The organism is Pseudomonas sp. DTU12.1, assembly GCF_009873475.1.
Classification (GTDB): domain Bacteria; phylum Pseudomonadota; class Gammaproteobacteria; order Pseudomonadales; family Pseudomonadaceae; genus Aquipseudomonas; species Aquipseudomonas proteolytica.
Genome location: NZ_CP045254.1, coordinates 4139570 through 4150599, shown reverse-complemented (window position 1 = coordinate 4150599; position 11030 = coordinate 4139570). Strand labels below are relative to the sequence as shown.

The window sequence follows — 11030 nt, the reverse complement described above, 5'->3', positions numbered from 1 at the left end:
GCTTGCCACAACCCATTGATTTGCAATGGACCGCCAATCACCGCTTACCGATAGCCCAGCGCTCTGCTAAAATGCGCCGCCTTATCCGTCTGTAGGCTGCACTGTGCCATTTACCTGGGTTGATTGGGCGATCGTAGCCATCATCGCCATCTCCGCATTGATCAGTCTAAGCCGCGGCTTCGTCAAAGAAGCATTATCGCTGCTGACCTGGATCGTTGCAGGAGTCGTCGCCTGGATGTTCGGCGGATCCCTGGCCGTTTACTTGGCCGGCTACATCGAAACACCTTCGGCTCGTGTCATCGCGGGCTGCGCCATCATGTTCATCGCCACGCTGCTGGTGGGAGCAATGGTCAATTATCTTATCGGCGAATTGATACGTGTCACCGGCCTCTCCGGGACCGATCGATTTCTCGGCATGGCCTTCGGTGCCGCGCGTGGCGCGTTGCTGGTGGTCGTTGCGGTCGGGCTGTTGAGCCTGGGCCCGGTACAGCAGGATGCTTGGTGGCAGGAGTCGAGTCTCGTGCCAAAATTTCTATTGGTTGCAGACTGGTCCAAGAACCTCATATTGGGGTGGAGTAGTCAGTGGCTGGCCAGCGGTATCAGCGTACCCGCTGATATTCCGTTCAAGGAGCACCTCTTGCCGGGCAACACGCCGCAGTAAGTAGTGTTCAGTCAAGATTCATTAAGTAGGGGTTGCGTCGCATGTGTGGCATCGTCGGTATCGTCGGTAAGTCGAACGTCAATCAGGCGCTGTATGACGCGCTAACCGTCCTCCAGCACCGCGGCCAGGACGCTGCCGGTATTGTGACCAGCCACGACGGCCGGTTATTCCTGCGCAAGGACAATGGCCTGGTACGTGACGTGTTTCATCAGCGTCACATGCAGCGCCTGGTCGGGCATATGGGTATTGGCCATGTGCGTTATCCGACTGCCGGTAGCTCGACTTCGGCCGAAGCTCAACCGTTTTACGTCAACTCGCCCTACGGCATTACCTTGGCGCACAACGGTAACCTGACCAATGTTGAACAGTTGGCCAAGGAGATTTACGAATCTGACCTGCGCCACGTCAACACCAGTTCCGATTCGGAAGTGCTGCTCAACGTGTTTGCCCACGAACTGGCCCAGCGCGGCAAGTTGCAGCCAACCGAAGAAGACGTGTTCGCCGCTGTGACCGACGTGCATAACCGTTGCGTGGGTGGCTACGCGGTCGTGGCAATGATCACCGGCTACGGGATCGTTGGTTTCCGCGACCCGCATGGCATCCGTCCTATCGTGTTCGGCCAGCGTCACACCGACGAAGGCGTCGAGTACATGATCGCCTCCGAAAGCGTATCCCTGGATGTACTGGGCTTTACCTTGGTGCGCGACCTGGCCCCGGGCGAAGCGGTGTACATCACTGAAGATGGCAAACTGCACACCCGCCAGTGCGCGATCAACCCCAAGCTCACCCCGTGCATCTTCGAGCACGTGTACCTGGCGCGCCCGGATTCGATCATCGATGGCGTCTCGGTGTACAAGGCGCGCCTGCGCATGGGCGAGAAGCTTGCCGAGAAGATCCTGCGCGAGCGTCCAGAGCACGACATCGACGTGGTGATCCCGATCCCGGACACCAGCCGCACCGCTGCGCTGGAATTGGCCACCCGCCTGGGCGTCAAGTTCCGCGAAGGTTTCGTCAAGAACCGCTACATCGGCCGCACCTTCATCATGCCGGGCCAGGCGGCTCGCAAGAAGTCGGTACGCCAGAAGCTCAACGCCATCGAGCTGGAGTTCCGCGGCAAGAACGTGATGTTGGTGGATGACTCCATCGTGCGTGGCACCACCTGCAAGCAGATCATCCAGATGGCCCGTGAAGCCGGGGCGAAGAACGTGTACTTCTGTTCCGCTGCGCCTGCCGTGCGTTACCCGAACGTGTACGGTATCGACATGCCGAGCGCCCACGAACTGATTGCGCACAATCGTTCGACCCAGGATGTGGCTGATCTGATTGGCGCTGATTGGCTGATCTATCAGGATCTTCCTGACTTGATCGAGGCGGTTGGCGGCGGCAAGATCAAGATCGAGCAGTTTGATTGTGCGGTCTTCGATGGCAAGTACGTGACCGGTGATGTCGATGAGGCTTACCTGAACAAGATCGAGCAGGCGCGCAACGACTCCTCGAAGATCAAGACCCAGGCGGTCAGCGCGATCATCGATCTGTACAACAACTGATTGACTACCGGCCCTGAGGGGCCGGTTTTGTATCTTAAATAAAGAATTGAGTGAAGGAGTGGCAGCATGAGTCAGGAATGGGATGCCGGTCGGTTGGACAGCGACCTCGATGGCGTGGCTTTCGATACCCTGGCTGTGCGCGCCGGCCAGCACCGCACGCCGGAAGGTGAACACGGTGACCCGATGTTCTTCACCTCCAGCTACGTGTTCCGCACTGCGGCGGACGCGGCGGCTCGCTTTGCTGGCGAAGTGCCGGGTAACGTCTACTCCCGTTATACCAACCCGACCGTACGTGCCTTCGAAGAGCGTATCGCGGCTCTGGAAGGTGCAGAGCAGGCCGTCGCTACGGCAACGGGCATGGCGGCCATCCTCGCGGTGGTCATGAGCCTGTGCAGCGCCGGGGACCATGTATTGGTCTCGCGTAGCGTGTTTGGTTCGACCATCAGCCTGTTCGAGAAGTACTTCAAGCGTTTCGGCATTGAAGTCGACTACGTGCCGCTGGCAGACCTTTCTGGCTGGGATGGGGCCATCAAGGCCAATACCAAATTGCTGTTCGTCGAGTCACCGTCCAACCCGCTGGCAGAGCTCGTAGACATCACCGCCCTCGCCGAAGTAGCGCACGCCAAAGGTGCGATGCTGGTAGTGGATAACTGCTTCTGCACGCCCGCCCTGCAGCAACCGCTGAAGCTGGGCGCAGATATCGTGGTGCATTCGGCTACCAAGTTCATCGATGGCCAGGGCCGTTGCATGGGCGGTGTAGTGGCTGGTCGTGGCGAGCAGATGAAAGAAGTAGTAGGTTTCTTGCGCACCGCAGGCCCGACCCTGAGCCCGTTCAACGCCTGGATTTTCCTCAAGGGCCTGGAAACCCTCAGCCTGCGGATGAAAGCCCATTGCGCCAACGCCCAGGCCCTGGCCGAGTGGCTGGAACAGCAGGACGGCATCGAAAAAGTTCACTACGCCGGCTTGAAGAGCCACCCGCAACATGAGTTGGCCCAGCGTCAGCAGCGCGGGTTTGGGGCGGTGGTGAGTTTTGAGGTCAAGGGCGGTAAAGAGGGCGCATGGCGCTTTATCGACGCCACGCGCCTGATTTCCATCACCGCCAACCTGGGTGACAGCAAAACCACCATTACCCATCCAAGCACCACCTCCCATGGGCGCCTGGCCCCGCAGGAGCGTGAAGCGGCCGGTATCCGCGACAGCCTGATCCGGGTTGCAGTGGGGCTGGAAGACGTGGCTGACTTGCAGGCCGATCTGGCCCGCGGGCTGGCTGCCTTGTGATCGAGTGGTCCCAGGAGGCGGCTGGCGCCAGTAATGGCCGGGTCGCGTTGGTAACGGGCGCTGCACGGGGTATCGGCCTGGGGATCGCTGCCTGGCTGATCAGCGAAGGCTGGCAAGTGGTGTTGGCCGATCTTGATCGCGAGCGGGGCGCCAAAGTGTCCAAGGTGCTGGGCGATAACGCCTGGTTTATCACCATGGACGTGGCCGATGAGCAGCAGGTGGCCCTTGGGGTTGCTGAAGTGCTGGGCCAGTTCGGGCGCCTGGATGCCCTGGTGTGCAATGCCGCGGTGGCCGACCCGCGCAATATCACGTTGGATAGCCTGGACCTGGCTTACTGGAATCGGGTGCTGGCGGTGAACCTCAGTGGGCCGATGCTGCTGGCCAAGCACTGTGCACCGTATCTGCGTGCCCACGGCGGTTCTATCGTCAATCTGGCTTCTACCCGGGCCAGGCAGTCGGAGCCGGACACCGAGGCCTATGCGGCGAGCAAGGGTGGCCTGCTGGCCCTGACCCATGCGCTGGCCATCAGCCTGGGGCCGGAGGTTCGGGTCAATGCTGTCAGCCCTGGCTGGATCGATGCCCGTGATCCCGCCGCGCGCCGCGCAGAGCCGTTGAGTGACGCCGATCATGCGCAGCATCCTGCGGGCCGGGTTGGGACGGTTGAGGATGTGGCCGCCATGGTGGCGTGGCTGCTGTCGCGCAGCGCTGGGTTTGTGACGGGGCAAGAGTTCGTGGTGGATGGCGGCATGAGCAAGAAGATGATTTACAGCGAGTAGGGCGGGTAGCTGTCTTGACGTGATTTTGTCTTTTTCAGAAAAACTTCAAGCAGGCTATTGACTTAGGTCCGCTATCTGCGTAAATTTCGCGGCCTCAACGAAGCAAAGGGTGATTAGCTCAGCTGGGAGAGCATCTGCCTTACAAGCAGAGGGTCGGCGGTTCGATCCCGTCATCACCCACCACTTCTTGAGAGTTTTGCCTTCGGGTAAGACGCAACGTTAAAAGTTGCACCGACGCGCAGCGGTAGTTCAGTCGGTTAGAATACCGGCCTGTCACGCCGGGGGTCGCGGGTTCGAGTCCCGTCCGCTGCGCCATATTTTCCAGGTCCGACATGTCGGGTTTGAGATTGAACAGCCAAGGCTGCTCAATCAGATGTTTGAAGGCGGTTGAAGGTGACACTTCAGCAGTCTGAGCGATACGCAGCGGTAGTTCAGTCGGTTAGAATACCGGCCTGTCACGCCGGGGGTCGCGGGTTCGAGTCCCGTCCGCTGCGCCATATCTGTTCCGGGGTCCACTGAACACCCCGAGAGCGCCAAAGCAAGCTTCATGCTTGATTGGATCGATAGCAAAGACCCTGGTCGAAAGACCGGGGTTTTTTGTGTCTGCGATTTGATGATGCGACCTGTAGGGGAGGGCTTGCCAGCGATAGCGTCGTCAAGATCGCCATCGCCGGCAAGCCGGTTCCTGCAGGGTGTCGATCAGAAGCCCAGCTTGTCCCGCAGCCCGTAATACCACGCGCCCATCGCTGCAAATGGAGTGCGCAGCAGTTGGCCGCCCGGGAACGGGTAGTGCGGCAGGTCGGCAAACGCGTCAAAACGCTCCGCTTGGCCTCTGAGGGCTTCGGCCAGTACCTTGCCCGCCAGGTGCGTATACGTCACGCCATGCCCACTACAGCCCTGGGAGTAGTAGATGTTATCGCCGATGCGGCCAACCTGGGGCAGGCGAGACAAGGTCAGCAGGAAGTTGCCGGTCCAGGCGTAGTCGATTTTTACATCCTTCAATTGCGGGAAGGCCTTGAGCATCTTCGGTCGGATGATTGCTTCGATATTCGCCGGATCCCGCGCGCCATACACCACGCCACCACCGAAGATCAGGCGCTTGTCGCTGGTCAGTCGGTAGTAGTCGAGCAAGTAGTTGCAGTCTTCGACGCAGAAGTCCTGGGGTAGCAGGGTTTTAGCCAGTTCATCCCCCAGAGGTGCGGTGGTGATCACTTGTGTGCCGCATGGCATCGACTTGGCTGCCAGTTCGGGCACGAGGTTGCCCAGGTACGCGTTGCCGGCGACGATGATGAATTTAGCCTTTACCTTGCCTTGCGCCGTGTGGACCACAGGGGTGGCGCCACGCTCGATACGCACGGCGGCGGACTGTTCGTAGATAGTGCCGCCCAGGGACTCCACTGCCGCCGCTTCACCCAATGCCAGGTTCAGCGGATGGATATGCCCGCCACTCATGTCCAGCAGGCCGCCCACGTAGTTCTCACAGGCCACTACCTCGCGGATGCGCCGCTCGTCGAGCAACTCCAGCTGCGTATGGCCGTAGCGCTCCCACAAACGCTTCTGCGATTCCAGGTGGCCCATGTGCTTGCTATTGAGCGCAGCGAAGACCCCGCCGTCCTTCAAGTCGCACTGAATCTGGTATTTGGCTACCCGCTCACGAATGATCCTGCCGCCCTCAAATGCCATTTGTCCCAATAGCTGTGCCTGTTGGGGGCCGACGCTGCGTTCGATCACATCGATATCACGGCTGTAGCTGTTGACGATCTGGCCACCGTTGCGCCCAGATGCACCGAAACCTACCTTGGCGGCTTCCAGTACCGTCACGCGAAAGCCGTTCTCCAGCAGGAACAGCGCGCTCGACAACCCGGTATAGCCGGCGCCGATCACGCACACATCGGTTTCGACTTCACCTTGCAGCGCTGGCCGGGGAGGAACCGCATTGGCGGACGCTGCGTAATACGACTGGGGGTAGGGGGTGTTCGCCATACTGGAACCTCTGTTTTATATTTTTTACGAGTGCGCCGATCCTACCTCAGTTGAAAATACCCTGCCAGCCACCCGGAAAAAGCCGCGCGGCTAATGAAAAATAAAAAATTCGCATATTCATAGGCTTAGCTTCAAAAAAGGTGTTGACACCCCTCGGGAATTCCGTAGAATGCCGCCTCACAGCAGGCACGTAGCTCAGTTGGTTAGAGCACCACCTTGACATGGTGGGGGTCGTTGGTTCGAGTCCAATCGCGCCTACCAAACAAAATCCGCTCTGCTGGGCGGTCTAGAAGGGCTCACCGAAAGGTGGGCCCTTTTTTGTTGCTTTCTTGCCGGCCTCTGCCTTGGCGACCGCGAAGTTCATACCAAACACTGCGAAAGCGCTCATGGCTTACCTCCCTGCGTGCGCCTGCCTCGCCGGCTGGCGTGATTCGTTAAAGTGGGTGATATGCTTTGCTGCTTATCAAACAAGGAGGTGGTAATGGCCGGTAAAAAGCTTGAAGCGTTCCGCGAGTGGTTCACCCCGCGTAAGCGGTTATGGGCTGGGGTCACTTTTCTTGCCACTGCGGCATTCGGGCCGCTTTTCTATCCAGGCCTAAATGGTTATTGGGGTTGCTTGATTGGTCCCGGCGCCATACTTCTCGGCAGTACATGGAATCCCCAAGCTCACGATAAGCAACAGTGAAGTGTTCGGCAGCGGGGTCACGCTTCGCACGCCGCTGGGGAATCAAGGCAATACAGGACTGTTGTGGGGCGCTACTTCAACCCCGACCTGACAGCGCGCAGCCTCGGTGGCTTTGCGCAACTGCAACATAAGCTCAATGAGCGCTCCTGCGCCGGCGGTAGCTTTACCTGGATGAAGGTCCGGGAGCAGCCTGAAGGTCGTGACTGGCTACCGCATCCCACCGCTCAAACTGACCGCCTACCTTGAGTTCAAGTCGAGTGAAGCCTGGAGCAACCGCGTGCAGGCCACTTATTTCGACGCGCTGATTATCGCCTGGATGGCGTTGCCAGCTTTGGACGACGCAAGGTCGACCGCTACACCACCGTCGATATGATCAGCCAATACCAACTCAGTGAAAATGATCAGGTCAGCACGGGCATTCAGAACCTGTTCAATCGCAGTACTACCTGCTCTACAGTCAACAATACCATCCACCTGCCGGCGCCAGGCACGGTGTTGACCGCAAGTTACACACCGCTGGTAAATGCGGGAGTTGCGCCTGATTGATCCACGATCGCGACACTCATATTGAGCTGACCTGCAGGGTGTTATAGAACAACACCCTTGCAGTGCCTTCTGAGGCTGTCTGGACCTTAATTATGGGTTTGAAAATGAAAGTAGAGAAAAACAACAAGATCTTCGCCGCTCCCATTCTCTTCTCGTTATTGATGCTTCAGTGTGCGCCGGTATGGTCAGGGCAAGTCACAAGTGTTGTTTCCAATGATCTGACTTCAGCCGTCGCCTGGAGGCAGACGGCTGCCGAGTTCGAGGCGCTTTACTATCAAGGTTTCAATATTGCCAAGATGCGCCTGGACAGTGCCCTGCAAGCGCACAAAGCCGGCGATCGGCCGTTGGCGATTATCAGCGACATCGACGACACCGTCTTGAGCAGCAACAGCTACTGGGGCTACATGATCAATTCGGGCAAGGAGTTCTTCGATGATGCCGCCTGGGATAAATGGGTGGCTGAAAACGGCCCGGTGGCCACGCCCGGCGCAGTGGAGTTTTTGAATTATGCGCAATCAAAAGGGGTAGAGGTTTTCTACGTCACGAGCCGTGACCAGGGCGACAAAACCTATGAATACGCCTTGGCAAACCTGCGCAATAGCAAGCTTCCCTTTGCGGATGAAAAGCACCTGACGGTTTACCGCGACACATCCAATAAAGAGCCCAGGCAACTGGAAATTGCCAAGGATTATGAAGTGGTCGTGATGTTGGGCGACAACCTCAATGACTTCAAGCGCAAGTACTACGTGTCCGATGTGCAGCAGCGCATGGCGCTGATGACCGAAGACAAGCAACAGTTCGGTCGCAAGTTTGTTCTCTTCCCCAACCCTACCGATGGGCACTGGCTTAAAGCTATTTTTGGTGATTCCGAGCCACCAGCCACACCGCAAAACAGCGCCAAATTCAAGGCCGCAGCTGCGTCCAGAGCTTGGCAGCCCTGATCAAGCAGGTTCACCCGGCAGGGCATGCCACGATTTGAACCACGCAAATCGTGGCATGCCTGTAATTGCCTGCCATCCCCTCACAAACTTTATTGGTTTGCAGCAACAATTTTTCTTGTTGGACACCCTCCGCTCCAAGCAGCAAAGATGCCCGCCAATGACCCTCGACCTACCCGGTCAATAATAAAAATCCGCGTCGGGCTCCCCGCCATTGCTTATCAGCGAGGCAGGCGTCGCAGCACGCAATCAAGGACTCAACGCCATGCAAACTGTTGTGAACCTTTGGCCGCTGATTGGCGTGCTCGTCATCGTGGTCGGCTTCGTGTTGCGCTTCAATCCGTTGCTGGTGGTGACGGCGGCAGCGATTGCCACCGGATTTGCCGCGCACTTCCCCTTGGAAAAAATCCTCGCCACCATGGGCGATGGCTTCCTGCAGACCCGCGCCTTGCAACTGATCCTGTTGCTGCCCCTGGCCGTTATCGGCCTGCTGGAGCGCCATGGCCTGCGCCTGCACGCGCAGAACTGGATTGCGCGCTTCGAGCGCGCCACCGTCGGGCGTCTGTTGATCATTTATCTGTTTGTTCGCGAATCCACAGCGGCCATGGGCCTGACCAGTCTTGGCGGGCATCCGCAAATGGTGCGCCCATTGCTGGCGCCCATGGCGGAAGGCGCGGCCGAGAAACGCTTTGGCAAACTGCCGGACAAGGTGCGCCACAAGGTCCTGGCGATGTGCGCCGCCACGGACAACGTGGGGCTGTTTTTTGGTGAAGACATCTTCGTGGCCTTTGGTGCGATTGCCTTGATGCACACCTTCCTGCTGGGCTCTGGCATTGATGTCGAACCGCTGCATATTGCGGTCTGGGGCATCCCCACGGCGATTTGTGCGTTCATTGTGCACGCGATACGTTTGCACCGCTTTGACCGAAGATTGACCCGCGAACTGACAGCCACCGCGCCCGCCAGCGTTCAGCCGGAGGCCGCGCAATGATCATTTCTATCCAATATCTGTATTGGCTCGCCGGGGTTTTGTTGCTGATTACCGCGGGCATGATCCTGGCTGACCGCACCCACCCCAAACGCTGGTCAAGTGCGTTGTTCTGGCTACTGTTCGCCATCCCGTTCCTGGTGGGCGAGCACTTGCCGTCGGTGGTCGTGGGCGTCGGCGTGGTGCTGATGGCGTTGATCGCCGGGCTCGGCGGGGTGGGGCGTGGTGCCCATGTCGAGCTGCATGACAAAGCCTCCCGTGCCAGCGCCGGCCGGCTGGGTCATAAACTGTTTATTCCGGCCCTGGCCATTCCGTTGACCACCGTAATCGGCTCTGTGCTGCTCAAGAACGTCGAGATTGGCGGCGTGCCACTGCTGGACCCGAAAAACACCACGTTCGTATCCCTCGGCCTCGGTTGCCTGATCGCCCTGGGCCTGGCCTGCTGGCTGACCCGCGACACGCCGGTGCAGGCCTTGCGGGAGTCGCGACGCCTGACCGAAGCCCTGGGCTGGGCCATGGTCTTGCCGCAGATGCTGGCGATGCTCGGCTTGCTGTTTAACGAGGCTGGCGTAGGGACGGCCGTGGCTCACGTCACCACCACCTATATCAACCTGGATTACAAGCTGGTGGCGGTGATGGTCTATGTGTTGGGCATGGCGCTGTTCACGGTGATCATGGGCAACGGTTTTGCCGCCTTCCCGGTGATGACCGGCGGTGTTGGTGTGCCGGTACTGGTGGGGATTTATGGCGGCAACCCGGCGGTAATGGCGGCCATCGGCATGTTTTCTGGGTACTGCGGCACGTTGATGACGCCGATGGCGGCGAACTTCAATATTGTGCCCGCGGCGCTACTGGAATTGCCTGACAAAAACGCGGTGATCAAGGCGCAGATGCCCACGGCGTTGATGATGTTGCTGGTCAACATCGTCCTTCTTTATGTGTTGATGTGAGGTGGTGATGGGGACTGTGCTACTGACGGGGTTTGAGCCGTTCGATCAAGACCTGATCAACCCGTCCTGGGAAGCTGTGCGTCAACTGGACGGGGTGCAATTGCAGGAAGGCGTCACCATCATCGCCCGCCAATTGCCCTGTGCCTTTGCCACTGCGGTTATCTGTTTGAACCAGTTACTGGCCGAGCATCAACCGCAACTGGTAATTGCCACCGGCCTGGGGCCAGGGCGCAGTGATATTTCTATCGAGCGAGTGGCGATCAACCTCAACGATGCGCGGATCCCGGACAACCTGGGGGCTCAGCCTGTCGATACGGCGGTGATCCCTGAAGGGCCAGCGGCCTATTTCAGTACCTTGCCGGTCAAGGCCATGGTCAAGGCGGTGCGCGACGCTGGCATCGCCGCTTCGGTCTCGCACACGGCGGGCACCTTTGTGTGTAACCAAGTGTTCTACAGCTTGCAGCATGCCTTGGCGGGTTCTGGCGTGCGCAGTGGGTTTATCCATGTTCCTTTTCTGCCAGGGCAGGGGGCCGGGCCTCAGCCCTCAATGGCATTGGGGGCTACAGTCGAAGGGCTTAGGGTCGCGGTTCTGGCCGCGTGGAATACGCCGCAAGATATCCCGGAGAGCGGCGGTCAGGTTTGCTGACGGCCTGGGGTCATCCTTCGTTTACAAGGCCT

At 59.0% G+C, this 11030-nt stretch carries 10 protein-coding genes, 4 tRNA genes and 1 pseudogene; 14 read left to right on the top strand and 1 reads right to left on the bottom strand.

The annotated features are described in order from the left end of the window. The first annotated feature begins 103 nt into the window (after positions 1-103). The 7 genes from GDV60_RS18220 (at position 104) to GDV60_RS18190 (ending at position 4759) form a co-directional block, all read left to right on the top strand. The gene (locus tag GDV60_RS18220) at positions 104-661 is read left to right on the top strand and encodes a CvpA family protein (protein WP_029294153.1); all 558 of its coding nucleotides are present in this window, start codon (positions 104-106) and stop codon (positions 659-661) included. Positions 662-702: 41 nt separating this feature from the next. Beyond that, on the top strand, positions 703-2208 hold the full coding sequence (purF, locus tag GDV60_RS18215; protein ID WP_029294156.1) for an amidophosphoribosyltransferase: 1506 nt from the start codon (positions 703-705) through the stop codon (positions 2206-2208). A 66-nt stretch (positions 2209-2274) separates the two neighbouring features. After that, entirely contained in the window at positions 2275-3486 is a 1212-nt protein-coding gene (locus tag GDV60_RS18210) for an O-succinylhomoserine sulfhydrylase (RefSeq protein WP_070995079.1), read from the top strand. Next, on the top strand, positions 3483-4262 hold the full coding sequence (locus tag GDV60_RS18205; RefSeq protein WP_070995078.1) for an SDR family oxidoreductase: 780 nt from the start codon (positions 3483-3485) through the stop codon (positions 4260-4262). The genes GDV60_RS18210 and GDV60_RS18205 overlap by 4 nt, the downstream gene beginning before the upstream one ends. A gap of 107 nt (positions 4263-4369) precedes the next feature. Continuing rightward, a tRNA-Val gene (locus GDV60_RS18200) sits at positions 4370-4445 on the top strand. Between the two features lie 55 nt (positions 4446-4500). Then, positions 4501-4577: transfer RNA gene (locus GDV60_RS18195), tRNA-Asp, on the top strand. Positions 4578-4682: 105 nt separating this feature from the next. Continuing rightward, positions 4683-4759 (top strand) — tRNA-Asp (locus tag GDV60_RS18190). A 202-nt stretch (positions 4760-4961) separates the two neighbouring features. Here GDV60_RS18190 and GDV60_RS18185 read toward each other — a convergent pair. Beyond that, positions 4962-6245: an FAD-binding oxidoreductase gene (locus GDV60_RS18185; RefSeq protein ID WP_092231401.1), complete on the bottom strand. Its 1284-nt coding sequence runs from the start codon at positions 6243-6245 to the stop codon at positions 4962-4964. A 184-nt stretch (positions 6246-6429) separates the two neighbouring features. Here GDV60_RS18185 and GDV60_RS18180 point away from each other — a divergent pair. From GDV60_RS18180 to pcp, 7 genes and pseudogenes are all read left to right on the top strand, one after another. Then, a tRNA-Val gene (locus tag GDV60_RS18180) sits at positions 6430-6506 on the top strand. A 220-nt stretch (positions 6507-6726) separates the two neighbouring features. Next, positions 6727-6930 carry a hypothetical protein gene (locus GDV60_RS18175; protein WP_092231389.1) on the top strand — a complete coding sequence of 68 codons (204 nt, stop codon included), beginning with the start codon at positions 6727-6729 and terminating at the stop codon, positions 6928-6930. A gap of 150 nt (positions 6931-7080) precedes the next feature. Continuing rightward, positions 7081-7476, top strand: a pseudogene (locus tag GDV60_RS18170) (TonB-dependent receptor domain-containing protein); the annotation flags it as partial. A gap of 104 nt (positions 7477-7580) precedes the next feature. Next, complete coding sequence (locus tag GDV60_RS18165) at positions 7581-8417, top strand: 5'-nucleotidase, lipoprotein e(P4) family (protein ID WP_092237214.1); 837 nt, start codon at positions 7581-7583, stop codon at positions 8415-8417. Positions 8418-8679: 262 nt separating this feature from the next. Further along, entirely contained in the window at positions 8680-9405 is a 726-nt protein-coding gene (locus GDV60_RS18160) for a DUF969 domain-containing protein (protein ID WP_029294194.1), read from the top strand. Continuing rightward, entirely contained in the window at positions 9402-10352 is a 951-nt protein-coding gene (locus GDV60_RS18155; protein WP_092231387.1) for a DUF979 domain-containing protein, read from the top strand. The genes GDV60_RS18160 and GDV60_RS18155 overlap by 4 nt, the downstream gene beginning before the upstream one ends. 7 nt (positions 10353-10359) lie before the next feature. Next, complete coding sequence (pcp, locus tag GDV60_RS18150) at positions 10360-10998, top strand: pyroglutamyl-peptidase I (RefSeq protein ID WP_029294197.1); 639 nt, start codon at positions 10360-10362, stop codon at positions 10996-10998. The last annotated feature ends 32 nt before the right edge of the window (positions 10999-11030 follow it).

Bases quoted from the DNA above. Each gene is read 5' to 3' on its own strand.
- purF (WP_029294156.1), top strand. From the start codon at position 703: ATGTGTGGCATCGTCGGTATCGTCGGTAAGTCGAACGTCAATCAGGCG.
- GDV60_RS18210 (WP_070995079.1), top strand. From the start codon at position 2,275: ATGAGTCAGGAATGGGATGCCGGTCGGTTGGACAGCGACCTCGATGGC.
- GDV60_RS18185 (WP_092231401.1), bottom strand. From the start codon at position 6,245: ATGGCGAACACCCCCTACCCCCAGTCGTATTACGCAGCGTCCGCCAAT.
- GDV60_RS18175 (WP_092231389.1), top strand. From the start codon at position 6,727: ATGGCCGGTAAAAAGCTTGAAGCGTTCCGCGAGTGGTTCACCCCGCGT.
- GDV60_RS18165 (WP_092237214.1), top strand. From the start codon at position 7,581: ATGAAAGTAGAGAAAAACAACAAGATCTTCGCCGCTCCCATTCTCTTC.
- GDV60_RS18160 (WP_029294194.1), top strand. From the start codon at position 8,680: ATGCAAACTGTTGTGAACCTTTGGCCGCTGATTGGCGTGCTCGTCATC.
- GDV60_RS18155 (WP_092231387.1), top strand. From the start codon at position 9,402: ATGATCATTTCTATCCAATATCTGTATTGGCTCGCCGGGGTTTTGTTG.
- pcp (WP_029294197.1), top strand. From the start codon at position 10,360: ATGGGGACTGTGCTACTGACGGGGTTTGAGCCGTTCGATCAAGACCTG.